General features: G+C 61.4%; 19 protein-coding genes. 6 read left to right on the top strand and 13 right to left on the bottom strand.

The features are described from left to right. Positions 1-21 precede the first annotated feature (21 nt). The 8 genes from ACM5SV_RS00620 to ACM5SV_RS00655 form a co-directional block, all read right to left on the bottom strand. Entirely contained in the window at positions 22-864 is an 843-nt protein-coding gene (locus tag ACM5SV_RS00620; protein ID WP_128439730.1) for a class I fructose-bisphosphate aldolase, read from the bottom strand. Continuing rightward, entirely contained in the window at positions 837-2,585 is a 1,749-nt protein-coding gene (locus tag ACM5SV_RS00625) for a glycerol-3-phosphate dehydrogenase/oxidase (RefSeq protein ID WP_221995380.1), read from the bottom strand. Before ACM5SV_RS00625 ends, ACM5SV_RS00620 begins: the two co-directional genes overlap by 28 nt. A 12-nt stretch (positions 2,586-2,597) precedes the next feature. Then, positions 2,598-3,593, bottom strand: a complete 996-nt coding sequence (locus ACM5SV_RS00630) for an aldo/keto reductase (protein ID WP_222005140.1) — start codon at positions 3,591-3,593, stop codon at positions 2,598-2,600. Next, a complete protein-coding gene (locus ACM5SV_RS00635) occupies positions 3,590-4,594 on the bottom strand; it encodes a sugar-binding transcriptional regulator (RefSeq protein ID WP_003562674.1) in 1,005 nt (334 codons plus the stop codon). Before ACM5SV_RS00635 ends, ACM5SV_RS00630 begins: the two co-directional genes overlap by 4 nt. 1 nt (position 4,595) lies before the next feature. Then, positions 4,596-5,588 carry an ABC transporter permease gene (locus ACM5SV_RS00640; protein ID WP_128439727.1) on the bottom strand — a complete coding sequence of 331 codons (993 nt, stop codon included), beginning with the start codon at positions 5,586-5,588 and terminating at the stop codon, positions 4,596-4,598. Positions 5,589-5,616: 28 nt separating this feature from the next. After that, positions 5,617-7,155, bottom strand: a complete 1,539-nt coding sequence (locus tag ACM5SV_RS00645; protein WP_128406936.1) for a sugar ABC transporter ATP-binding protein — start codon at positions 7,153-7,155, stop codon at positions 5,617-5,619. Positions 7,156-7,224: 69 nt separating this feature from the next. Further along, on the bottom strand, positions 7,225-8,253 hold the full coding sequence (locus tag ACM5SV_RS00650) for a substrate-binding domain-containing protein (RefSeq protein ID WP_003562681.1): 1,029 nt from the start codon (positions 8,251-8,253) through the stop codon (positions 7,225-7,227). A gap of 502 nt (positions 8,254-8,755) precedes the next feature. Beyond that, entirely contained in the window at positions 8,756-9,817 is a 1,062-nt protein-coding gene (locus tag ACM5SV_RS00655) for a YeiH family protein (protein WP_222079415.1), read from the bottom strand. Positions 9,818-9,882: 65 nt separating this feature from the next. Here ACM5SV_RS00655 and ACM5SV_RS00660 point away from each other — a divergent pair, with 65 nt between their 5' ends. Further along, positions 9,883-10,806: a LysR family transcriptional regulator gene (locus ACM5SV_RS00660; RefSeq protein WP_419424883.1), complete on the top strand. Its 924-nt coding sequence runs from the start codon at positions 9,883-9,885 to the stop codon at positions 10,804-10,806. A gap of 97 nt (positions 10,807-10,903) precedes the next feature. Then, positions 10,904-11,821, top strand: a complete 918-nt coding sequence (locus tag ACM5SV_RS00665; RefSeq protein ID WP_222078715.1) for a DMT family transporter — start codon at positions 10,904-10,906, stop codon at positions 11,819-11,821. Between the two features lie 148 nt (positions 11,822-11,969). Here ACM5SV_RS00665 and ACM5SV_RS00670 read toward each other — a convergent pair whose 3' ends face one another. The 5 genes from ACM5SV_RS00670 to ACM5SV_RS00690 all read right to left on the bottom strand — a co-directional run bounded on the left by ACM5SV_RS00670 (position 11,970) and on the right by ACM5SV_RS00690 (position 18,523). Then, complete coding sequence (locus tag ACM5SV_RS00670) at positions 11,970-13,586, bottom strand: arylsulfatase (protein ID WP_222078714.1); 1,617 nt, start codon at positions 13,584-13,586, stop codon at positions 11,970-11,972. 759 nt (positions 13,587-14,345) lie between these two features. Beyond that, entirely contained in the window at positions 14,346-15,803 is a 1,458-nt protein-coding gene (locus ACM5SV_RS00675) for a DUF1254 domain-containing protein (protein WP_419424884.1), read from the bottom strand. A gap of 20 nt (positions 15,804-15,823) precedes the next feature. Next, complete coding sequence (locus tag ACM5SV_RS00680; protein WP_222078712.1) at positions 15,824-17,224, bottom strand: DUF1254 domain-containing protein; 1,401 nt, start codon at positions 17,222-17,224, stop codon at positions 15,824-15,826. 25 nt (positions 17,225-17,249) lie between these two features. Beyond that, positions 17,250-18,041, bottom strand: coding sequence for a hypothetical protein (locus tag ACM5SV_RS00685; protein ID WP_222078711.1), 792 nt, complete (start codon positions 18,039-18,041; stop codon positions 17,250-17,252). A gap of 44 nt (positions 18,042-18,085) precedes the next feature. Continuing rightward, positions 18,086-18,523 (bottom strand): hypothetical protein, encoded by a 438-nt coding sequence (locus ACM5SV_RS00690; protein ID WP_222078710.1) that lies wholly within the window; start codon positions 18,521-18,523, stop codon positions 18,086-18,088. A gap of 113 nt (positions 18,524-18,636) precedes the next feature. On the opposite strand from ACM5SV_RS00690, the gene ACM5SV_RS00695 reads away from it, so the two are divergent. The 4 genes from ACM5SV_RS00695 (at position 18,637) to ACM5SV_RS00710 (ending at position 24,478) form a co-directional block, all read left to right on the top strand. Continuing rightward, positions 18,637-20,361, top strand: coding sequence for a tetratricopeptide repeat protein (locus ACM5SV_RS00695; protein WP_222078709.1), 1,725 nt, complete (start codon positions 18,637-18,639; stop codon positions 20,359-20,361). A gap of 82 nt (positions 20,362-20,443) precedes the next feature. Next, on the top strand, positions 20,444-21,439 hold the full coding sequence (locus ACM5SV_RS00700) for a SphA family protein (protein ID WP_260691291.1): 996 nt from the start codon (positions 20,444-20,446) through the stop codon (positions 21,437-21,439). 9 nt (positions 21,440-21,448) lie between these two features. Further along, positions 21,449-22,684: an alpha/beta hydrolase gene (locus tag ACM5SV_RS00705; protein ID WP_419424885.1), complete on the top strand. Its 1,236-nt coding sequence runs from the start codon at positions 21,449-21,451 to the stop codon at positions 22,682-22,684. A 159-nt stretch (positions 22,685-22,843) separates the two neighbouring features. Next, positions 22,844-24,478, top strand: coding sequence for an arylsulfatase (locus ACM5SV_RS00710; RefSeq protein ID WP_003562695.1), 1,635 nt, complete (start codon positions 22,844-22,846; stop codon positions 24,476-24,478). The last annotated feature ends 6 nt before the right edge of the window (positions 24,479-24,484 follow it).

The following is a 24,484-nucleotide window of genomic DNA, read 5'->3' on the forward strand; positions in this document are numbered from 1 at the left end:
CCCAAGGTTCGAGATCGCTGCTCAACCCTGCTGATAGAGCGCAATGGCCTGTTCGCCGCTCGCATCCTCGTGCACGATCGCCATCAGCCCACGCACCACCGCACTCGGATTGGCGTGCTGATAGATGTTGCGCCCATAAACCATGCCCATTGCGCCCTGTCGCATCAAGGCGGCGGATTTGTCGAAGACGGCACGAAGATCTTCCTTGCCGCCACCGCGCACCAGAACCGGGCAACGGGCTGCTTCCACCACTCTATGGAAATCCTCGGCATTGGTGGTCGGATCCGCCTTGACGATGTCCGCCCCCATCTCGCGGGCAAGCCGCGTCAACGTAACGATCTTGTCTGCATCGCCGTCTACCATGTAGCCACCCTTTTCGGTGACCGGCTGCATCACCAGCGGCTCGATCATCAGCGGCATGCCATACTTGTCGCAATCGGCCCGCACCCGGGAAATGTTCTGCACGCATTGGCGGAACAGGTCCGGCTCGTCCGGCAGCATGAACAGGTTGACGACGACGCAGGCCGCATCCATTTCGATCGCGCCGATCAGCGGCTCGGCCTCGTTCTGCAGCACCGCCCACATGTCGCGATGGCGGATCCGGTTATAGGGATTGCCCATGTCGATGCGCATGACCAGAGCCGGCTTGTCCTTGCCTGACACGTCCTGCAGCAGGTCCGCCTGGCCGTAATTCATCTGGATGGCATCCGGCCCCGCAGAAACCAGCGCCTTGACGACGGCCTGAATATCCTCCAGCCCGTTGAGGAAGGACGGTTCGTTGCACACGCCGTGATCGATCGCCACGTCGAGGCAACGGCCGCCGCCGAACAGCCGGTTCATCCGGACTTTGCTGTTGTGTCGCATTCTATGCTCCTTGGTTCGTTCCTTGCGGAAAGCATGTCTTCGTCGACGCCGTGGCGTCCGGTGAGAAGGGTGAGAAAACGGTCGCGCTCACGGGTGCGATGCGCGAGCGTCCAGTGCTTTTCCTGCGTCAGCAGGTCGAGCACAGCATCCATCATGTCGAGCGAAAGCTCGCCAGAAACAGCCAGCGTCGTGCGCCGCAAAAGCAGGTCGTCGAGATGTTCCACCGCTTCACAGCGGATCAGGAACTGCAATTCGCGCATCGAGTAGCCGGCGTGCGGCAGCGCGGCATCGGGGCCTGCCGCGATGAAACCGGCAATCGTCTCCGCATCCGTACCGTATCGGGCAAACAGCTCGCCCATGCGTGGGCCGGAGAGGCCCTTGCTGGCTGCCACCTGCGTTAGCCAAGCGGGCGCGTTGGCGGGGAATGACCGCCCGCCGCCGATCGGCCGATCGGTTGTCTGAACGCGGCGCTGCCTGCCTAGCCGTTCCAAAGACATGTCGGCCGCCAGTTCCCCGAAGGACCGGAATGTCGTCCACTTGCCGCCGATCATGCACAGAACCGGTGGACCACCCTCGGAAGGCTCCAGCACGGTGCAGAAATGATCGCGGGGGATGCGCCCTGTAAAACTGTCGGTGCTGGCCGGCAGCGGCCGCACGCCGGAAAACTGGAAAACGATCTGTTCCGGCCGGATGACGATATCAGGCAGCACGAAGGCGAGCGATTGCAGGATATAATTCCGCTCGTCTGCCTCGCAGCGCACCGTTTCCGGATCATCGACACGGATATCGGTGGAACCAACGAGAACCTTGCCGAGATAGGGAAACAGGATACAGATGCGCCCGTCCTCGTTCTCATAGTAGATCATGTGATCGGCGAGCGCGTCGCGCAGCTCTGCATTGTCGACGATCAGATGCGAGCCCTTGGTGCCGCCCATCAGTGGAGCCGGCCGCGCTTCCGGCGAAAACAAGGTCTGATTGGCGATGTCGATCCAGCCGCCGGTGGCGTTGATGATCAGCGCCGGTTCAACGGCAACGGACGCACCGCCGATCTGGTCTTCGACACGGTACTGACCATCCTCTGTCAGCCGCAGTTCCGCATAGTTCAGCGCCATTGCCCCGAACTTTGCTGACAGACCGTCCTGTAGAAGCTCGATGCCCAGCCGCTCCGGATGGCTGACCCAGGCGTCGAAATAGGTGGCGGAACTCTTGATGTCGGGATTGAGCGCCGGCCACTTGGCAAGCGTCGTGCGGCGGCCGCGAAACTGGTGGTGCGGCATCAATGCCCGCTTGCGGGTCAGGAAATCATAGATGCTCAGGCCTGCCTTGATGGCGATAGCGCCACGCCGGCTCGGGCGGCGGCTGAGACCCAGGAAGCGGACGATGCCATTGCCGAGGCCGGAAAAGATATCGAACACCGGCACCGTCGTCGGCAGCGGCGCGACGTAGTGTGGCGCATTGCGCAGCAGCCGGTCCCGCTCGACCAGCGATTCCTGCACCAGCTTGAATTCGCCGTTTTCAAGATAGCGAAGCCCGCCATGCACCATGCGCGACAGCGCCGAACTGGCCCCGGAGCAATAGTCGTGTTTCTCGACGAGCAGCACGTTCAGCCCCTGGAGCGACAGCTCCCGAAAGACGCTGATGCCGTTGATGCCGCCGCCGATGACACACACGTCCACCTTCGGGCTCCGGCGGAGCCCGTCCAATATCTCTTGCCGTTTCATGATGGCGATCCGCTACCTGTCCATGTCAGTCAGTTTCGCCGCTATGGCCGTATCGATGGCCGCAAGCTCGGCCGCATTCAGCCGGATGGTCCCGGCCCGCGCATTATCGAGCGCTTGTGCCGGATTGCGCGCCCCGCAAAGTGCAAAAGTGATGCCAGGCTGCGCCAGCGTCCAGGCAATCACGATCTGGGCGATGCTGGCGCCGTGTTTTTCGGCGACCGGCCGGATGGCGTCGGCCAGCGCCGTTGCCTTCCGGCGGTTGCCGACTGAAAAGCGCGGATTGCCCTTGCGCTGGTCGTCGCCGGAAAACACGCGGTCAGGACCGATGGTCCCGGACAGCAACCCCAGCGCCAGCGACGAATAGCTCAGCGTCGCAATGCCGTTGGCCTTTGTCAGCGGCAGAAGTTCCGCCTCGATTTCCCGGTCGATCATGCTGAACCGCTCCTGGATCGCATCGAGATCACCGGCAGCGATATAGCCATTGAGGTCGTCGGGGCTGACATTGCTTGCGCCGATTGCCCGGATCTTGCCCGATGAGCGCAGGTCTTGCAGCGCCCGCATCGTTTCCTCGATCGGGGTCGTCGGGTCCTGCCAATGAGTGATGTAGAGGTCGATATAGTCGGTTCCGAGCCGCCTAAGACTTTCCTCGACCTCGTGCAGGATCGCGTCGCGGCCGAGATAACGGTGGACCGGCTTGCCGTCCTGGTCGAAGAAACGACGGCCCTTCTGCGTATGCCAGACAAGGCCGCATTTGGTAGCGATGACAGCCTTGTCGCGGCGCCCGGTCAGTGCCTTGCCGACGATCTCCTCGGAACGTCCGAGCCCATAGGCCGGCGCCGTGTCGATCAGCGTCACGCCGGCATCGAGCGATGCCTGGATTGCGGCGATGGATTCGGCCTCATCGGTCCCACCCCACATCCAGCCGCCGATCGCCCAGGTGCCGAGCCCCACCGCCGAGGCGGAAACGCCCGATCTGCCGATCTCACGTGTCAGTTGCTGTTCGCTCATGCCCATTTTCCTTCACCATTCGCCAGTGCCAGCACGCGGGCACCCGTCGCCTCATCGGTCACCAACGTATCGAGATGATTGCCGCGCAGAACACTGAGGATGGGACCTGCCTTGTTCGGCCCGCTCGCCACACCGATCTTGGTGGGGATGGAGGCGAATTCCGCCAGCGTCAGCGACACCAGCGAACGGTTGAGGCTGTAGTCGCAGACCTGGCCATGATCATCGAGCAGATGCGCCAGCAATTCGCAGGAGGCGCCGGACCGCTCGATCGCGGCGCGGTCGGTGCTCGAGGATGGATGGAGGTCGTAATAGCTCGAATCGTCCGAGAGGATCGAGCCGATGCCGACCACCGCCACCTTCGCCTCACGCGCCCGTTTGAAAACGTCTGCAACGGAACGCATGTTGATCAGCATCGCCCGCTGCTCGGCATCATCGGCAAAGAGGGGCGCATGGATCTGGTAGGAACGCCCCCCAAGCCGGTCGGCCATCAAGGTCGAGACATGATTGACGTCGGTATAGTGTTTACCCTGCACGCAGCCAGTTGCTGGAATGACCTCGACATCAAAACGACGCGGCGGCTGCAGACCGGCAACGACGGCGCTCACCCCTTTGCCGCCGGTGATGCAGATCGTATCGCCGTCGGTGATCTCTTCCAGCAGCAACCTTGCTGCCGCTTCGCCGACGGCTTGAAGTGCCGTCTGCGGATTGTCGGACACTGTCGGCACCACCACGGCGCGGCCGATACCGCCAAGCGCTTGTAGCCGTTCTTCCATATCGACCAGCGGCTCGACCGGCGACTTGATCTTGATCTCGACCAGACCGAGCTGGCGGCCGCGCTTGATCAGCCGGTTGACGGTGGCGTGCGAGATGCCAAGCTGATCGGCAATCTGCGCCTGCGTCAGCCCTTCGAGGAAATGCAGCACCAGAGCCTGGTGCATCTGCCGGGCGATGACGATTTCCTCGCGCGGCGCATTTGCGGGTTTGAGCTTGGCTATCGGCATATCAGGCAGCCTTCCGCTTGTGCAGGAAATGATCGATCGAGACGGCGGCAAGCAGAATGCAGCCTTTGATCATGTCTTGCCAATAGACAGACACGTCGAGCAAGATCAATGAGCTTGTTACGACCGACAGCAGGGCAATGCCGAGAATAGCCCCAAGGATCGTGCCGGAACCGCCATTCAGCGACGCACCGCCAATCACAGCGGCTGCGATTATGTTGAGTTCCATGCCGACACCAAAGGTCGGGGTCGCGGCACCGAAGCGAGACATGTAGATGACCCCGGCAACACCGGACAGTGTGGCGCAGAGCACCGTCACCCAGAACTTCACCTGGTTGGTCTTGATACCGGAATAGAGCGCCGCCTTCTCGTTGCTGCCGGTGTAGAACACCTTGCGGAAGGCGGTTGCCCGGCGCAACAGGAAATCGAACAGCACGACAACCGCAACAAAAATCAGGATCACATAGGGGACGCCATAGAATGTGCCCTGCCCGACCGCCTTGAACGAGGGCGGCAAGGTGAACAGCGACAGCGGCGTTCCCTTGGTGATGATCAGGCAGATACCACGCACGATGACCATCGCCGCAAGCGAGGTGATGAAGTGGTTGAGCCCGACGACCGTGACGAAGAAGCCCATGGCACAGCCGATCAGGCCGCTGGCAAGAATGCCGATCAGAGATGCGCTCCACGGATCGAGCCCCATCAGGAACAGCGAGCCCGACAGCACCATCGAGAAGCAGACGACCGAGCCGACCGACAGGTCGATGCCGCCGACGATCAACAGGATGGTCATGCCGACGACGACGATCCCTTCCACCGAGAACGACATCAGCATCGCCCGGAAGTTGCCGAGCGTCAGAAAATGCGGCGAGGCAAAACTCATGACGATGCAGAGCGCCAGGATGATCGCGATCAGTCCCGCCTCGCGCATCGTCCCCAGCCGTTTCCAGCCGGGCGCGCGTGCCTGAGGTGCCGTTGCCAATGTAGCGTCCGCCATGACCCTGTCTCCTGCCCCTGCTTTTTCCCTATGCGGCATGCTCTGATGCCTTTGAATTGTTGTGACCGCCGATACCCGAGGCGAGCCGCATGATCGCTTCCTCCGTCATCGCCTCGCCCTCGACCTCGCCTGCAACCGTACCTTCGTGGATGACCAGCACCCGATCGCACAGACCGAGAAGCTCCGGCAGTTCCGACGAGATGACGACGATGCCGATGCCGGAGCGCGCGAGATCGCGCAGCAGCCGATGGATTTCCGATTTGGCGCCGACATCGATGCCGCGGGTCGGCTCATCCATCAGGATGACCTTGGGATCGACCGCCAGTTGCTTGGCAATCGCCACCTTCTGCTGGTTTCCGCCCGACAGCGACGAGACCGGCATGTCGATGCCACCCATCCGCACGCCGAGCCGCCGGACCAGGTTGTGGGCGCGATCCGCCTCGGCCTTGGAATTCAACAGTCCCAGTGGCCCGGTCAGCGATTTCAAATCGAGAACGGCAATGTTCTGGGCAATGGAAAGATCGAGGAATATGCCGGAGCCTTTCCGGTCTTCCGACAGATAGACGACGCCCGCCTGCGCTGCCTGCGCATAGGAGCGCGCCCGCAGCCGCTGTCCGTGCAGCTGCACCTCGCCGTCGATTACCGGACGCAATCCACAAATTCCTTCGGCTATCTCGGTGCGGCCCGAGCCGATCAGCCCGCCGACGCCGAGAATTTCCCCTTTGCGCAGGTCGAAGTTCACATCCGTGAAGCGGCTGCCGTCACCGAGATCGCGAACGCTCAGAATGACCTCATCGGTCCGCTCCGCCGGCGCCTGCTTTTCCGGATAGAGCTGGGTGATCTCGCGCCCGACCATGCGGCGCACAACATCATCCGGCGTCACGTCCGCCACCTTCTCCGTCGAGACATAACGGCCATCGCGAAACACGGTGACCCGGTCGCACAGGCTGAAGATTTCGGCCATGCGGTGGCTGATATAGATGATCGAAATACCCTGCGCCTTGAGGTCGCGGATGATTGCGAACAGGACCTGCGTCTCCGATTCCGTCAAAGCCGCCGTCGGTTCGTCGAAGATCAGCACCCGACAATCGAGCGTCAGCGCCTTGGCGATCTCGACAAGCTGCTGGCTGGAAATCGACAAGTCGCCGACTTTGCGGCGCACGTCGATCGGCGCCAGACGGTTCATCACGACCTGCGCATCCCGCTCCAGCCGGCCATAATTCATGAAAGGCGAGCGGCGGCGGTTGGTCGCGGCCATGAACATGTTCTCGGCCACCGTCGCATCGGGGCAGAGCGCGATTTCCTGATGCACGAGGCCAAGCCCGAGCGATTGCGCCACGGCCGGCGACGTCACTTTTACCGGCGCGCCATCGACGAGAACATCCCCCTCGGTCGGCTGCAGCACGCCGGCAATGATGTTCATCAGCGTCGACTTGCCCGCGCCGTTTTCGCCGCAAAGCGCATGAACCTCGCCCTTCTCCAGGCTGAAGCTCACCTCCGTCAACGCCTTCACCGCACCGAAGTGCTTGCTGACATTGCGGATTTCCAAAACCGGCACCGACGCCATCATCGTCTCCTCCTCCCGCTCGCGGTGGCTGTCCGGAGTTTCCTGCCCCCGGACAGCCGGCACAAAAGCTTACTCCTCGATGCCTTTGGTGCCCCGCCGCTTCAGATACTTGTCCCAGTAGAAATCGTCGGCATTGGCAGCCGTGACGATCGACAAGCCGTTGTCGACGAACGGAATGCTCATCGGATTGAAGCCGACGCGCTTGGCGTCGTTCATCGGGTCGATGAGTTCCGGATGCTTGGCAAGCCACAGGAGCATGAAGCCCATGTAACCCTGCATGCCCTGGTTCGGGTTGATCGAGCCGAACACTTCGCCCGCCTTGATCATGTCGAGAATGTTGGCGTTGACGTCGGCGCACATCACGAGGATCTTGCCGCCGCTTTCCTTATTGGCCTGCGAAGCGCCGATGGCCGAATTCGCTTCCGGCATGAAGACGGCGCCAATGTTCGGATGTGCCTGCACCAAGCTCATCAGACCCTGATAGGCTTTGTTCGGGTCCTGGTTGGACGCAGCGCGGCCGACCAGCTTCATATCAGGATATTTTTCCTCCATACGGGCGATGAAGGCGGCGATACGCTTGTCGTGGTTGTCCTGGCCCGGATTTTCGAGAACGGCATACTCACCCTTGCCACCCATCTTTTCGGCAATCGCGTCGGCCGCATAGGTGCCTTCGCGGGTATTGTCCGACGTGACGAACGAGATGCGCTTGGAAAGCGGCGCATCGGCTGCGAATGTCACGACCGCCGTGCCCTGGTCGATCGCCCGGTTGATCGGCTCGATGAACGGGTCGGAGTTCATCGGGTGAACGAGAATACCGGCCGGGTTCTGGGCCAGCGCCTGGTCGAAAGTGGCGATCTGCTTGTTGACGTCATATTCCGGCGTGCCGGTATAGGCGGTCTCGCAACCGAGCTGCTGACCGGCCTGCTTGAACATTTCATAGACCGGGAACCAATATTCGACGCCCGATACCATGACGTTCATGACGTATTTTTCACCGGGCTTGCAGCGGAACGGATTTTCCGCGTCCGCATTGGCCGCGCCGGCGAAAAGCGTCGATGCAAGGACCGCCAATGCGGTCGTGCTTAGAAATTTGCGCAAGTTTCCTCCTCGAGGCCGAAGCCCCTCCCAAATATCCGGCGGCGCCTCAGCGGCTGCCGATGATCCATTGAAGACCGGAGTTCCTCCTCGAAGTCCGGTATGGGCAGATAATCGCAACGGCAGAGCGCTGTCAATATAATTCATCATGTGAAATATATTTCACAACGCTCTCTCGCGTGGCGGTCGATGTAAGCCGCCCAGCGCTCGAGAATTCATGCCGATCGTCGTGGCGACTGGTGATGTCGCCCAGTTCCGCAAACGACCCCAACAGAGCGCGTCCGCTTTTCCGCGCACCGGGAACGCTTTATCTTTTGGTTTTGTGCAATCCGGGTGCAAGTCCGCGAGGCACTTTGGTGGAATTGCTCTACAGCCGATTGCGCGCAATAGGGGTCACGGAAACATGACGACCTATGCTTCCGCCTGACTTGGATGCACGGGCTGGCCGCCGATCGCTTGGAAGGCACCCGGAATCTTTGCAAGTATTTTGGGCGTATCACCTCGATCAGACGATATTCAGCAGCCCGATCAGGCAAAGCCCCAGAGCCCCCAGCGCCAACAGCGACAGCGCCGCCGATGCGAGGACACGACCGCCGGTATGGGCGACGGATCTGACATCGACGGAGAGGCCCAAAGCCGCCATGGCGGTGACGGTGAAGGCGGCGGAGACCGCCGCCATCCCGGGCAGCAGCGGCGCCGGGATCGCGTCGAGGGAACGAAGCGTCGCCATGGCTGCAAAACCGAGGATGAACCATGGGAGAACATGGCGGAGATTGACTGGCGAACCGCCAGGGCGGCGGCCATGAACTGCGCCGAGCACGAGGATGACCGGTCCGAGCATCATCACGCGGATCAGTTTGACGAGCGTGCCCACCTGGGTGCTGACGGCTCCGGCAGAGGCCGTGGCCGCCAGGACCTGCGGGACGGCATAGGCTGTCACTCCTGCAAAAACGCCATATTGTACGGCGCTCAGACCAAAGAGCAGGTGAAGAAGCGGCAGCGTCAGCACTGCACCGATGCCGAGTAGTGCGGTAAAGGCTATCGAGGCCGCGATATCGTCGGGTTTGGCGCCGATCACGGGCGCTGCGGCGGCAATCGCGGAATTGCCGCAGATCGAGTTGCCGCAAGCAACCAACGTCGCCAGGCTGGCCGACAACCCGAAGAGCCGCCCGATAACAAAGCTGCCGGCCAAAGACAGAGCAACCAGAACGGCAATTCCGCCGACAAGCGGCAGTCCGGCCTGCCTGATGGCAGCCGTGCTGAGCGAGGCGCCGAGCAACACGACCGCAATCTCGAGCAATGTCTTGGCGGCGAATTGGATGCCGGGAATAAACGTCTGCGGCAGGCAGACCGAGGAGCGCACGGCAATGCCGATCAGAATGGCGAGCACGAGGCTCTCGATCCAGTGCGAGCCGAAAACCATCGTCTGCAGCTGTTCAACGAGATATGCAGAGAGCGTGACTGCCGCACACAGGACAAGCCCCGGCAGGACGGCAGGAAGCGACAGGGAACGTGAGGTGGAAACGAGCATCGGCAAGACCTTGCGTAGGGCTCTAATCTCCCACACTCAATTGTCGACTTCCATTGAATAGTATAGCATGGTTCATTCGGTAAAATCGAACGATTGAATCAATGACGTTTGAACAGCTTTCCATTTTTATCGCGGTTGCAGAACGCGAGCATCTGACCAAAGCCGCCTTTGCGATCGGGCTCACGCCATCGGCCGTCAGCTCGGCTATCCGCAATCTCGAGACCTCCTATGGCGTCGAGCTTTTCCACCGCGTCGGACGCCGCATAGAGCTGACATATGAAGGACGGGTGTTTCTGGGGGAGGCTAGAGCGACGCTGGCGCGCGCAAAGGCGGCAGCGCTCGTCCTGTCCGATCTCGGCGGCTTGCAAAAGGGCGAACTGGTCGTTTTTGCGAGCCAGACGATCGCCAGCTACTGGCTGCCGGCGATGCTGATGCGTTTCAAGATCCGCTACCCTGGCATTGACCTGAAGCTGATGATTGGCAACACGACCACGGCAGCAAAAGCGGTTCTCGATGGATTGGCCGAAGTCGGTTTCGTCGAAGGCAGCGTTGATGAGCCGGCGCTGCATGTTCAGCCGCTTGCCGAGGACGAACTCCTTATCGTCGTCGGTCCGCGCCATCCCTGGGCGCGTGGCAAACCAATTGCACCGGCAGAGCTGGTTTCGGGCGCAAAATGGGTCATGCGGGAAAAGGGGTCCGGAACCCGATCGGCTTTCGAGGCGGCGATTTCCAATCTCGGCATAGACCCCGGAGATCTGGCTGTCGCGCTGCAACTGCCGTCGAACGAGGCGGTCATATCGGCAGCAAGAGAGGGCCTCTGCGCGACGGTCGTCTCAGGTGCCGTGGCCGCGCCGCTCTTGACGCAAGGTCTGCTGGTAAAGGCGCGCTTCCCTCTGCCGTCCCGCCAATTTGCGATCCTGCGGCATAAACAAAGGCACTCCAGTCGTGCCTCGCTGGCGCTGGAAACCATTTGCCGCGAGGACAAAGCGGCCGAAGTTCAAAATTGGGATGATTGGGCGCTCTAGGCGTCTGATCCTCCGCGCCGGCGGCTTGACATCAGCATTGTTAAGGCAGAAGCCGCACTCGGCCACGCATGCGCGGCTGCTTTGCGAGGATGCCAAGATGACAACCAAGACTGGCGTAGCCAATGCCGGAAACCTGATCATGACTGGCGTCCTACTGATGCTGCTCGGCGATCTTCTTTTTGCGCTGAACGATGCAATGGGCAAGTGGCTGGTCGCGAGCTTTGCCGTCGGCCAGGTGCTGGTGATCCGCTCGGTCGGCGCCTTCATCGTGCTCGGACCAATGATCCTTCGGCAAGGGCCCATAGCCTTGTTCCGCGTCGAGCAGAAGGGCCTGCAGTTCATCCGTGTTTTCATGGCGACTGTCGATGTCGCCCTATTCTACGCTGCCGTCGCCTATCTGCCGCTCGCAGATGTGATGACCTTCTATATGGCCGGGCCGATCTACATTGCGGCGCTCTCGCATTTCTTTCTTGGAGAGAAGATCGGCTGGCGCCGGTGGCTGGCGGTTCTGATCGGCTTCGCAGGCGTCGTCATCGCGCTGCGCCCGTCCACGGCGATACTGTCGCTTCCATCGCTCTTCGGCCTTGCCGGCAGCCTTGCCTTCGCACTGTCGCTGGTGATGAGCCGCTATTTGCGCTCGACCAGCGACACGACGCTGGTGACATGGCAGACGATCGCCGCGCTCGCCACCGGCATCGTTTTGAGCGTCGGCCATTGGCAGCCGGCAACGCTCATCGATTGGTCCGGCATGCTGCTGCTCGGCATCGTCGCCTCCTGCGCGCATCTACTCATCACCCGCTCGCTAAAGCTCGCACCGGCATCGCTGCTCGCGCCGCTGCAATATACGCTGCTGCTCTGGGCAATCGTCCTCGGATACCTGTTCTTCAACGACATTCCCGATACGCAGATCATCGTCGGTGCCGCAATCATCGTCGTTGCGGGGCTCTTCATCTTCCACCGGAAGAATTTGAAAGAGACGGTTCCGGCCGAAGCCGTCCCGCCCGACGGTCATTGAAGGCTATGTCGAGAAAAAGAGAGAAGGAAAGCGATGTGCTGCTGACATGGAGCGCTATGGCAATCATAGTAAGCAGTCATCATCGTTCCTTGAACTAGCGACGGTTGCAACAGATGCCAAGAATGCAATGACAAGCGATCCACCGATGTCATTTCGACGCCGGAGAGGACAACTGTTCCACGACCTTGTCGAGATTGAAGCTCGCGGGTTTTTGCCTCGGCGGAAATTCCTTGAAACTGCTCAGCCAATTTGCCGCCAGTGCTTGCAAGGGAACCTGAACAAAAGCGTGATCCGCCAACCATTTGTCGTAAAGAATTGACTCGTCTCCCCGTTCGAAGGGATCGGCGCGTAAGTTGAACAGCTTCGGAATGCGCAGCTCCTCAAAACCGCGCATCCAGACGCCGATGCCCTCATGGTTCTGCTCCATGAAGACTGCCTTCCAATCATCGTAGCGAAGGGAGACAAGCTGACCGTCATCGTTCCAGTAGATGAATTCGCGCCGCGGGGCGTCCTTTACCTCACCCTTGAAGAAAGGAATGAGATTGTAGCCGTCGAGATGGACCTTGAAGGTCTTGGTGCCGAACTGACCGCCCTTGAGGCACTTCTCGACGATATCGGGATCACCGCCTGCGGCTGCGAAAGTCGGCACTAGATCGTAATGCGCGAAGGTTTCGTTGAAGACGGTTCCGGGCTTGATGGTGCCAGGCCAGCGGATCAGCATCGGAACCCGGTAGCCGCCTTCCCAATTGGTCGCCTTCTCCCCGCGAAACGGCGTGTTGCCGCCATCCGGCCAAGACATCACTTCCGCGCCGTTGTCCGTCGTAAAGACGACGATGGTGTTGTCAGCCACCCCGAGCTCTTCGAGCTTCTGGAGCAACTGCCCGACATAGCCATCCAGTTCCACCATTCCGTCCGGATAGAGGCCGAGCCCCGTCTTGTTCTTCGATTCTGGCTTGAGATGGGTGAAAACGTGCATCCGGGTTGGATTGAAGTAGCAGAACCACGGCTTGTCGGCCTTCTGCTGCCTGTCGATGAAGTCCATCGCAGCGCCGAGGAATTCCTGATCCACCGTCTCCATCCTCTTGGTGGTGAGTGGTCCGGTGTCTTCGATCCGTCCGTCGGCCGAAGCCCTAATGACGCCGCGTGGCCCGAAGCGCCTGGCGAAATCGGGATTCTTCGGGTAGTCCGGGTTCTCAGGTTCTTCCTCTGCATTGAGATGGTAGAGGTTGCCGAAGAATTCGTCGAAGCCGTGGTTGGTCGGAAGGAACTCGTCCTTGTCGCCGAGGTGGTTCTTGCCGAATTGCCCGGTCGCATAGCCGAGTGGTTTGAGAAACTCGGCAACGCTCGGGTCTTCGGCCCGCAGGCCGATATCCGCGCCGGGAAGCCCGACTTTTGTCAGCCCCGTCCGAATGGGAGATTGCCCGGTGATGAATGCGGCGCGACCGGCAGTGCAGCTCTGTTCTCCGTACCAGTCCGTGAACATCGCGCCCTCAGTCCCGATGCGGTCGATGTTCGGCGTGCGGTAGCTCATCATACCGTGATTGTAGATACTCGCGTTGAACCAGCCGATGTCGTCGGCCATGATCATCAGGATGTTCGGCTTGCGCCCACCCCCCGACGACGAGGCCTGTTGCGCTATCGCGAGGCTGGGCGCTGACAATGACACCGCACTTGCTGCAAGCGCAGTGCTCGCCACTAGCAGATCACGTCGACTAAGACCCTGCGGAACGCCAGAAAATGCTCTGTTCTTCTGCTCATCGACCATTCGCGTATCTCCTCGCGGCAAGGCAAGCGGAACCCGCGCCGACACGCTAGCGGTGAATCCAAATGAGGGAAGTCCGTTACTGTAAAGGCGACGTGGATTTACAGTAACAAGTTGGCGGCCTGTGCAGCCGATTTGAGTGTTACCCCGAATGCAAATGGTGGGCGGAGTCGTCGCCTCCTGCGCGCACCTGCGGATCACGCGCTCGCTTCACCCGATCTTGACTCCGTCATCCTACCACCGCCCGCCGCTCGTCGCCTCTGGGCCTCGCTCACCACTTCACGCGCGGGCCGACAGTTCCCTGGATCGAATAGCTGTCGCCGAAGGATCTAAGGCTGATGTTCGCAGAAACCTCGCCGTAGACCGAGTATTTGTCGTCGTCCAGTGTACGATCCGCCCACGCCCACACCGCCCCCACAGTCGGTCGTTGCTGGAGGCGAACCCGATGCCTGAGACATTGAATTTGGTTCCATCGAGGAACTCGTAGTAGAGATTGACGATGCCTTAGAAATCGGTCCGGCGAAGCCTGCCTTCATCGTCGAGCCAATTGCGCTCGCGGTCAGCGGTGATGCCAAGTCTGCCGACGAGTTCGCCGCGACCGGGGAAGACGCGCGCGCCGAACTCGTCGTCGAAAGCATCGAACCGCCGGGAACCCCCTCGTCTTTCGCAAAGGACAGCTAATACACGGCAGGAGCGACGTGCATTACTGTTACAGCGCCGGGGTTTGCGGCCGGCCGGTGTGCAGAGTCGACGGTGTCGTGATCATTTTGAGGCCACGATGTCCGGCAGAGTCCAGGTCTTGTCGAAAAACTTCTCGGTCGGTCCGTACCAGCGGAAATAGGCGAACCAACCGCGGCCGGGGATCGTCCTGATCCAGTTCACGTCGTCCTTCGGCGGCTTTGGACCGAAATGGACGTCCACGGAGCCGTCCGCATTGGCCTTCAGCTTGTCGTGGCTGGACACTCCGGCCTTCATGATGCCGGTCTTGATCATCGAACGGGTCATGACGTCATACACGGTGACCGCCCAGAATTCCTTGGCAGGGACGTCGGCAGGGACATGCAGGGTGTAAACTCTGCCGCCGTCCAGCCACGTCCCGCTCTTGTCCTTCGCCGCACTCATGTACTGGGATCCCGCGCCTGGTATCTGCTTGATCATGCCTTCGGCGATAGTGATCGCCTCGAACGTATAGTCGGTGCGTTCGTCGAGCTGAGTGTATCCGGGCGCCTCCTGGGATGGATCGAGGGTCAGCACCCATTCCCAATGCGTTCCCGGATAGGATGAGGCGTTTTCCAGGCGCGGAGCCATGCTGAGCGTCTGAGCCATCAGAAAGCCCACGTCCGCCGCTTCCGTCAGGATCTTCTTCTGCCGGTCGTCCGGCTTGAAGGGCTTCCCCTTCTCGATGCCAAGCGGCTTCAACATCGCGTGGAAGAAGCGATCTCGTTCCTCGACCGGTTCTTTGTCGAGAGCGTCGGAGAGGAGCTGCCAGTAGCCGAAGCCTTTCGGGGCGATCGAATTCAGCGGTCGGTCGCCAGCCCGGACCACACGCGTTTCGGGAGGACGCTCGGCCTTAGACAGCGGGTAGACTTTGATCCGAGCGAGCGTGTCCACCGCCGACTTGGTGTCTCCGTCCTTTACGAAGGCGCGGCCGATGAACATCGTCTGGTTCGTCTTCGACTTCGCGGCTAGATAGCCGTCTGGAACGGGGCCGTCGTAGCCCGGCGGCAGCAGCAGGAACTTGCCACCCTTACCCTTGTCGGGACCGAACGGACCGACCTCCACGACCGGTCGTTGCCAGAAGTCGTCAATCACGCCGTAGACGCCGACGGGGGAGTCGATGACGACAGGTCCGTCCCGCTCAAGATCGGTGAAGACGGCCGCGTAGATAGTGGTGTTGTTGCCCGTAAGGGCGCTGACGACCGGGGTCGTGTATCCATCAACGAGCCCGACGTCGTTGTAGTCGACGCCCCAGTCGCTTGTGTTCGCTGACCTTAGCGCCTCCATGGCAACGAGCGGCGTCGCCCATATGTAGGCCTGCGTGGCACGCTGGAAGTCGAGCTCGTCATAGAGCTTGCTCACGGACTTCGTGCTCGGATATCCTCCTTGCAGTTCGACAGGTCCAATATGGGTCTTGACCGGCCCGGTTAGAACGTCCTTGGCAGAGGCCGTTGTGCCTATGACCAGGGCCGCGGTGGCGACTGCGACAATGAAGCTTCTCATGTTAGTCCCTCCTTGCGCTTCTAGCGCACCTGCTCGAGATCCGGCAGCGCCCAAGACTTGTCGAACAGCGCCTTCGTCGGCGCATAAAGGCGGAACATCACCTCGAAGTCGCGCTTCGGGTCCGTCGGGATCCAGTTCGTATCTTGGCCTGCGGGCGCCTTGGGGCCGAGAAAGATATCGACCGTGCCGTCGGCGTTCTTCTTCAGGTCGGCGATCTGGGACGACCGGCTGGCGCGGTCCATGTTTCGGATCAGCGCATGCGTTTCCCGGTCATAGGCGGTTAGCGACCAGTACTGCTTCACGGGAACGTCGGCCGGAACGGTCAGCCGGTATGTCTTGGAACCGTCGAAGGCCTCGCCCTTGTTGTCCTTGATGGAGATCAGATAGAACTGACCGGTCCCCATCCGTTTCAGGCCAACGAAGGCGTAGCTGTAGGCGACGCCACGCAGATCGACCGGATAGGCTTCGGGTTCGTCATATCCAGCCTGGGCGCTCTTCACCAGTTCGGGGCTGCCCGCGAAGTTCCATCGGCTGTTGTCGTAGAAGGGAACCAGCCCGCTATCGTACTTCTCCGCGAGCCATTCCTTGCCCTCCTTCACGCCTGCTTCGAGCTGTTTTGCAACCGCCTGCGTCGGAGAGAATGTCTTGCCCTTCTCGATGCCGAGCGACCGAAGTTGGTCGATCATCGCCCGGTCGCGCGATAGCCACGGTTCGTATTGCACCACCCGGGCGAGCGACTTGAAGAAACTTTCGTCGTATTTGATGGTGGAATCGAAGACGACGTCCTTGGCGTCGGTGAAGACCGTCTCGGGCGGGTTGCCGGCCTGAGACAAGGGATAGACCTTCAGTCGCTTGGCGTATTCGACGGACTTGGCAATATCGGCATCGCTATGGCTGGCAAGGTTCGATCGCAGAAGCGCGTATCCGCCGAAGGTATCGGACTGGAGCGGGATGTACCCGTCCGGGACTTTGTCTTTGTACCCCGGCGGAAGCACAAGATATTTGCCGCCCTTGCCCTGGTCCGCGCCGGACGGGCCTGCATCTTCAAGGGCCATCTGCCAGACGTTGACGATGTTGCCATTGATCGAGCCTCCCTCGGCGGGCGGCACCTCGATCACGACCGGACCCACGCTCTTGGTGTCGGTGAATGCCATCAGATAGATCGCGTCGGGATTGGGCGTCAGGGTCTGATTGTGCCAGTCGAGCGGCCGCGACCAGTAGAGGATCTGGTTCACCTTGCCCTTCGTCTTGCTTAACATCTCCTGGAGCATCAGGTCGTAGTTGACGGCCGGGATGCCCCAGATCACGGCCTCGACGGCGCGTCGCTCGACCGTGCGGGATGCCAGCTCCTCAGGAGTGAACGCTGCGCCGGTGGTTGCAGCGGCCGAAAGCATGAGAAGCGCGAAAACCGTTTTACGCATGGATGCTCCTGAATTGCGTCGGATGTCACCGTCCGACCGGAAACTGGAAGTTGACGCCGCCGAAGATCTGCCAGCGAGGCGCGCCCGGTCCGTCGTGCCAGACCGTATACTGAGGCTCGATGAAGGCGTTCATCGTCACGCCCTTGTCGAGCTGGAAAACCTTGCCGACGCCTGCGCCGACGGGGATGTAGGAGTTGCCGCTCTCGAGATTGAAGTTCCACGTCGCCGACGACCGCAGATACCAGCCGTCCGACAGGTTGATGTTGAGGATCGGCTGGAAGGTCAAAAGGCTCACATCCTCCCGGTCGTCCACGCCCGCGAAGGACGCCTGATAGGTCGCAAGGGCTCCAAGGAGACCCCAGCTTTGAGGTGCGACGACGACGCCGGCCGCTCCGATCTGCCATTTGCCGCTTCCAAGGGACTCGTCCGTGGCTGTGGGAACGACGAGCAGCGGGCCGGCGCCGAGGGTGACATCTCTATGCTTCGGCAAGATGAAGAGATCCATCAGCGTGAGGTCACCGAGCCCCGTGACATATCCGCTTGGAACATCGGGGGACGTCGCGATCGGGAGTGTAAAGCGAAGAAGCTGCGGCAGCCCGAACATGTCCGATGGGATGAGACCGCGGAGCAGGAACTGGTTCGCCTCGGGGTCTCCCGGCGTGTTGATGAAGCTCGGAGTATAATAATCCTGAAGATTGATGGTGATCTTCGGGGTCAGAGGATTGTTGGCCTCGTTGACGGCGTCGTGCGCTTCCTGGGCACTGGCCGAGGAGGCCAATGCCAGCAGTAGCGGGAATGCTGGAGCATGCGGGCGCACGGAAGCCTCCTATATCGATCGCAGGCATTCCAGCACGAAACTGTTTACGGCCACAGGCTGTAACGGTTACCGTAAATCCGGAAAGCGGGCACTACCGTACGAATGTTACAGTAACATTCTCGATTTTTGCGGTTGACCGGCGCGAGAATGGACCGAGGCGCATCGCGCTTCATTGCATGCCTCCTGACTGAAAGGAACGCCTGCTCGCCATGGACACCGCCAGAGATGCCGCCCACCGCGGACTTTTGAAGTTGATGCTGCGGCTGCCGTCGTTGCGTGGCCAGCTTCAGCTCCTCTGGCCGAACGATCCGTCCTTCGAGGCTCTCTGCGAGGCTTATCAAGATGCGACCGCCACGCTGGAACGCCTTGTCCAGCGCCCCGGCGACGGAGAGGACGGACTCGTCGAAGAGTACCGGGGCGTGTGTCAGGCGCTTGAATCCGACGTTGTCCTCCGCTGTCGTGCACGCATGGCGCGACCGCAACCGGACCGACGCTCCTGACTATTCGTCCCACATGCAAGCGAACAGGATTGCAACTTTCAGTGACATGACGCATATTCGCGACAGCTTATGGAAGGGCGGGCGTGAGGTGCGTAATGGCAGCGAACGGCATGAGCAGCGGGGCACAAGCGGTCTGTGAGAGCGAGGCAAGGTCGGAGGCGGAGCGGCTTCTGGCCGACCCGCGGCTTCATGTCTCCGATCGCCATAGAGCGTTTCTCAGATACATCGTCGACGCCGTTTTCGAAGGTCGCGGCGACACGGTGAAGGCCTATTCCATCGCGATCGACGTCTTCAACCGGCCTGCGTCGTTCGACCCCTCGTCCGATCCGATCGTGCGCATAGAAGCGACGCGTCTTCGTGAGACTTTGGCGAAATATTACGAGCAGCTCGGCGACGAGCCTGGAGCGCGCCTGGACATTCCCCGCGGACGATATGTTCCTGTCTTCGTCCAGCGAGGGCAACCGGCATGCCCAGGCGACGATGTTTCCGATCTCGAAGAGGAAGACGCCCCGGCAGCCGAAGACGCGACCGCGTCGTTGAGGTCCACGGTCAGCCGAAAACCCTACGCTGCCGTCGCGCTGGCGGGCCTTGCCGCCATTGCCATGGCCGGAGGCTACGCTGTCTTCAGCGCCGCCATGCCCGCGCCTTTGGATACACAAAAGCCATTCGTCTCATTATCGCTGAATGCGGCGCGGCAGGATGCGGTGGCCGGAGAGGCGGTCATCGAAGATCTGGCCGTATCGCTTGCGCGGTTCGGGACCGTCCGCCTCAAATCCGATGCAATGACGAGGCCAGGCGTCGAGCCGGCCGAGCAGACGACGTACGACGTCAGGATGCGCTACGGTGAGGATGCGACATCCGTCTCCTTGTGGTGGCAGGTTTCCGACGCGTCCACGGGAGAGGCCGTCTGGACCGACCAGGACCGACGCCCAACCGGAACAGGGACGCGAGATGGCGCGATGCGCGCGCTCGTCTACGGCGTGTCCCGCAAGATCGCCGGGCCTGTCGGCGTCGTCAACTCCATGGAGTTACGGCGTAATCTGCCGGCCTCGGCGACCGGCAACATCTGCGTGCTGAGGGGCGAATTTGCCGTCGAACAGCGCCGCCTGGCCGCTCTGCAAGCGGCCCGCCCCTGCCTCGAAGCAACGATCGCCGCGGATCCGGCTGACGCCGACGCGATGGCAACACTTGCGCGCGTCTTCATCTGGACCGGTCGTACGACCGGCGACGACAGCTACTTCGGCCGCGGTCTCGAGCTTGCGAACCGGGCTGCAATGGTGTCGCCCGCCTCGACAAGGGCGGCGCTCGCCCAGTTGGCGACACAATATCAGATTGGACAGAGCGACGCCTCCATTGCGGCCGGCCGGCGCGGCGTCGCCCTCAACCCGGAAAATGCCGACCTCATGGCGAAGCTCTCCATGGCCCTCTTCCTGAGCGGGCATTGGGAAGAAGGTGTCCGCCTTGCGCAACAGGCGACTGACCTCGTCGGGCAGACGATGCGTGACGCGAATTTCGTCATGATCCTCGACGCCTACCGCCAGGGGCACTATGCCGAAGCGGTTTTCCTTGCCCGGCAAGTCCCGGCAGCCGATACGCCGACGACCGTGTTGAAGCTGGCCGCCATCGCTCGCCTCGGTGACCGGCCGGTAACGGAGCAGGAGATAGCCGCGGCTCGGCTGCTGCATCCCGATCTCGACCGGACAGTCGCGGCGATGTTCTCCGGAGCGCGTTATGACAGCAGTCTCAAAACTGCCCTTCGAACAGGCATTCTGGAAGCGGGCTTAAAATCGCCGGAACTCGCCAGCAACGGGCCGATGTAACAGTAACATCCTTGTCCGGCAGCCTTCGATGGCTTTCCTTCGACCTGTCCGCAGATTGCGGGCGATGATGTCGAGGGCCGCCATGATGCGCAAGCTGCTTGTCTTCTCAGTCGCCTCCACCTTTCTCGCAGGCGTGGCCGCGACGCTGCTGCCTTCGCTCGCCGTCGCCGCCGAAGGCGGCGCGGGTTTTTATCTTCTTGGATCGAAGGGGCCTGCCGCGGCCATCACGCCGCCGCCGGGCGTCTTCTTCTCGAACGATATCTATTTTTACACTGGCGATCTCGGTGGCGGAAAAGCCCTGCCGACCGGCGGACGTCTGGCCGTCGGCGTGGAGGGCAAGGCAGTCATCGCGGTGCCTACCGTGCTCTGGATTCTTCCGGAAGATGTGGCGGGTGGTCACCTTGGGCTGTCGCTGACCGTCCCCGTCGGCTGGAAGAACACCGACGCCGATGTGACGTTGGCGGGACCGCGAGGCGGGACAGCGTCCGGATCGATCTCCGATTCGGTCTTCACCGTCGGCGATCCGGTTCTTGGCGCCCTGCTGGGCTGGGAAGCCGGCAACTTCCATTGGCAGACCAGCCTTCTGGTCAATGTTCCTATCGGTGATTATCAGGACGGCGAGATATCGAACATAGCCTTCCATCACTGGGGCGCGGACGTCTCGGCCGGCGTGACCTGGCTTGACCCGACGATCGGCCTCGACCTGTCGGCGGTGGTCGGCATGACGTTCAATGCCGAGAACCCTGCCACCGACTACCGCACCGGCAACGAATTCCATGTCGAATGGGCCGCCGTCCAGCACTTCAACGAGCAATTCGACGCCGGTCTCGTTGGGTACTATTACGACCAGGTGAGCGGCGACAGCGGTGCCGGCGCGTCCAGCGATTTCAAGGGGCGCGTCGCGGCCATCGGCGCGACCATTGGCTGGACGTTCAAAGCGGGCGAAGTGCCGATATCGACACGCATCAAGTATTTCCACGAGTTCGCCGCCGAAAACCGCGCCGAGGGAGATGCCGTCTATCTGACGGTCTCGATGCCCTTGTCGATCACCAAGCCGATGAACATCGCGGCGCAATAGGGATCGATCATGCCCCGGGCGACATCGCTTCGACTGATCGCGCTGCTGGTTTTCTTACCGGGGCTTTGCGCTTGCGGACACCCGAGCGGCGTCATGCAGCCTGTGGCGCTGACCGCGACGGCGCCCAGAACCGCGCAGGTCGACATGCTCGTCGCAACGACCCGACAGCCGTCAGGCGATCCGGCGACGTTGTTCAACGGCGAGCGCAGCCCCAAGCCCTCGATGACCGACGTTGCGGTTTCCATTCCGCCGAAGCGCGAGCCGGGCACCGTTCAGTGGCCGCAGCGGCTGCCACCTAATCCTGCGAGGGACTTTGCCGTCACACGGGTGAAGCAGATCGACACCATCCCGGAAGGCCGGGCATGGTTCCGCCAGCATATTCAGGGCGGGCATGCGCTCGTCTTCATCCGCGGGTTCAACAACACCTACGAGGACTCGGTCTTCCGCCTCGCCCAGATCGTCCACGACAGCGGCATGCAGGCGACGCCGATCCTCTTCACCTGGCCGTCACGCGCCCAACTCACCGGATACGAGTACGACAAGGAGAGCACGAACTATTCGCGCACGGCGCTGGAGCAGTCCCTGCGGGTCCTCGCCGCCGATCCTGCCGTGAAGGACATCACCATCCTCGCGCATTCCATGGGAACGTGGCTGGCGATGGAATCGCTGCGGCAGATGGGCATCCGCGACGGCCACGTCAACGCCAAAATACACAACGTCATCCTCGCTTCACCCGACATCGACATCCAGGTGTTCGCCAAGCAGTTCGTCGAGATGGGAGACCCGAAACCGAAGTTCACCATCTTCGTGTCCCAGGATGACCGAGCGCTCGCGGCGTCGAGCTTCATCACCGGCAATGTGTCGCGGCTCGGCGCAATAGACCCATCGAAGGAGCCTTACCGGTCCCGGCTGGAGAAGGCGGGGATCACCGCGATCGACCTCACGAAGGTGAAGACCGGCGACAGCCTCCATCATGGCAAGTTCGCCGAAAGTCCCGGCATCGTCCAGCTCATCGGCCAGCGTCTGATGACCGGCCAAACGCTGACGGATTCCAACATTTCTCTCGGACAGGGCGTCGCCGCCGTCGTGGGCGGAACGGCGCGCACCGTCGGCACGGTCGCAGGCGCTGCGGTTGCTGCACCACTTGTGATCATCGAGCAGCCGGCAAGAAGGCAGCAGCCGACAGGAACGGAGTTGGAAGACAGTCTGTACAACGACCGCCAGTCGAAGCCCCTGACGCAATAGCCGGTTTGGGCAGGCGATTGTTACCTCCGGCAGACCTCGAAGTAACAGTTACAAGCTTACCAGCTGGCTGGGCCTGAAGCAGTATCCCCGTCTCCCGTCACGTCATCCGATCAAAAAGGAGACTGAAATGTCGAACCGCAAGCAGAAAGGGAACCCGTGATGAGTACGCCCATCTACCGACGACTCCTTGCCGCCACGGCCGCCGTCGCGATGACCATGACCGCGGCCGCGATCGCACCTCCGGTATTCGCGCAGCAGGCAGCAACAGCACCGGCCGCAACCGATGCCTCCAAGCCGAACATTCTTGTCATCTTCGGTGACGATATCGGGCAGACGAATATCAGCGCCTATTCCTTCGGCGTCGTCGGATACAAGACACCGAACATCGACAGCATCGCCAAATCAGGCATGATGTTCACCGATTACTATGCCGAGAACAGTTGCACGGCGGGCCGCTCGACCTTCATCACCGGCCAGACATGCCTGCGAACCGGTCTCTGCAAGGTTGGCGCACCCGGTGCTCCGGTCGGCCTGCAGGCCGGCGACATCACGATCGCCCAGGCGCTCAAACCTCTCGGCTATGCGACCGGCCAGTTCGGCAAGAACCATCTTGGCGACCGCGATGAGTACTTGCCGACCAAGCACGGCTTCGACGAGTTCTTCGGCAATCTCTATCATCTGAACGCCGAAGAGGAGCCGGAAGCGCCCTATTGGCCGAAGGACGACGCCGAGTTTCTGAAGGCCTATTCGCCGCGCGGCGTCATCAAGGCGTCGGCCGACGGCAAGATCGAGGATAGTGGCCCGCTGACCAAAAAGCGGATGGAGACCATCGACGATGAGACCAGCGCCGCGGCGATGGACTTCATGGACCGTCAGGTAAAGGCCAAGAAGCCTTTCTTCACATGGATGAACGCGACGCGCATGCACGTCTTCACGCACGTGCGGGAGTCGATGCGGGGCCAGAGCGGCATGGTCGGAAACGAATATGCCGACGGCATGGTCGAGCACGATCAGATGGTCGGCAAGATCTTGAAAAAGCTCGAGGAACTCGGGATCGCCGACAACACCATCGTCGTCTACACCACCGACAACGGGCCGAACCAATGGTCTTGGCCCGATGCGGCGACAACACCGTTCCGCAGCGAGAAGGACACAAACTGGGAAGGCGCGTTCCGTGTGCCCGCCATGGTGAAATGGCCGGGCCACATCCAACCGGGCCAGGTTTCGAATGGAATGATGTCCGGCCTCGACTGGTTCCCGACACTGCTTGCGGCAGCCGGTGATCCCGACGTCAAAAGCCGCCTCCTGAGTGGTTGGAAGCCGGATGGAAGCGCCACCAGCTTCCGCAACCATCTCGATGGCTACAACCAGCTCGACTACCTCACCGGCAAGACCGACAAGAGCGCCCGTAGCGACTTCTACTACTTCGACGACGACGGCGGGTTGGTGGCGACGCGCTACGACGACTGGAAGGTCGTCTTCAAGGAACAGCCGGCTCCGGGCGGCTTTGCCGTCTGGCAGACTCCATTCGTCACCTGGCGCATTCCGAAGCTGTTCAACCTACGGATGGATCCGTACGAGCGTGCCGACACCGTTTCGGACCAGTATAATGACTGGCTCACGCGCAACGACTACCTGCTTGTGAAGGGTCAGTTGCAGGGAGCGGCCTTCCTCGAGACCTTCGTCAAGTATCCGCCCAGCCAGCGGGTCGCCAGCTTCAACATCGAAGGCGTCCGCGCGGAGGTGGACAAGGCGATTGACCAGTCCTTCAAGGACCGCGGCATCGAGAAATAAGCAACG

This window comes from Rhizobium sp. CRRU65, from assembly GCF_048551595.1.
Lineage (GTDB): Bacteria > Pseudomonadota > Alphaproteobacteria > Rhizobiales > Rhizobiaceae > Rhizobium > Rhizobium leguminosarum_J.

Bases quoted from the DNA above. Each gene is read 5' to 3' on its own strand.
- ACM5SV_RS00620 (WP_128439730.1), bottom strand. From the start codon at position 864: ATGCGACACAACAGCAAAGTCCGGATGAACCGGCTGTTCGGCGGCGGC.
- ACM5SV_RS00625 (WP_221995380.1), bottom strand. From the start codon at position 2,585: ATGAAACGGCAAGAGATATTGGACGGGCTCCGCCGGAGCCCGAAGGTG.
- ACM5SV_RS00630 (WP_222005140.1), bottom strand. From the start codon at position 3,593: ATGAGCGAACAGCAACTGACACGTGAGATCGGCAGATCGGGCGTTTCC.
- ACM5SV_RS00635 (WP_003562674.1), bottom strand. From the start codon at position 4,594: ATGCCGATAGCCAAGCTCAAACCCGCAAATGCGCCGCGCGAGGAAATC.
- ACM5SV_RS00640 (WP_128439727.1), bottom strand. From the start codon at position 5,588: ATGGCGGACGCTACATTGGCAACGGCACCTCAGGCACGCGCGCCCGGC.
- ACM5SV_RS00645 (WP_128406936.1), bottom strand. From the start codon at position 7,155: ATGGCGTCGGTGCCGGTTTTGGAAATCCGCAATGTCAGCAAGCACTTC.
- ACM5SV_RS00660 (WP_419424883.1), top strand. From the start codon at position 9,883: ATGACGTTTGAACAGCTTTCCATTTTTATCGCGGTTGCAGAACGCGAG.
- ACM5SV_RS00665 (WP_222078715.1), top strand. From the start codon at position 10,904: ATGACAACCAAGACTGGCGTAGCCAATGCCGGAAACCTGATCATGACT.
- ACM5SV_RS00670 (WP_222078714.1), bottom strand. From the start codon at position 13,586: ATGGTCGATGAGCAGAAGAACAGAGCATTTTCTGGCGTTCCGCAGGGT.
- ACM5SV_RS00675 (WP_419424884.1), bottom strand. From the start codon at position 15,803: ATGAGAAGCTTCATTGTCGCAGTCGCCACCGCGGCCCTGGTCATAGGC.
- ACM5SV_RS00680 (WP_222078712.1), bottom strand. From the start codon at position 17,224: ATGCGTAAAACGGTTTTCGCGCTTCTCATGCTTTCGGCCGCTGCAACC.
- ACM5SV_RS00695 (WP_222078709.1), top strand. From the start codon at position 18,637: ATGGCAGCGAACGGCATGAGCAGCGGGGCACAAGCGGTCTGTGAGAGC.
- ACM5SV_RS00700 (WP_260691291.1), top strand. From the start codon at position 20,444: ATGATGCGCAAGCTGCTTGTCTTCTCAGTCGCCTCCACCTTTCTCGCA.
- ACM5SV_RS00705 (WP_419424885.1), top strand. From the start codon at position 21,449: ATGCCCCGGGCGACATCGCTTCGACTGATCGCGCTGCTGGTTTTCTTA.
- ACM5SV_RS00710 (WP_003562695.1), top strand. From the start codon at position 22,844: ATGAGTACGCCCATCTACCGACGACTCCTTGCCGCCACGGCCGCCGTC.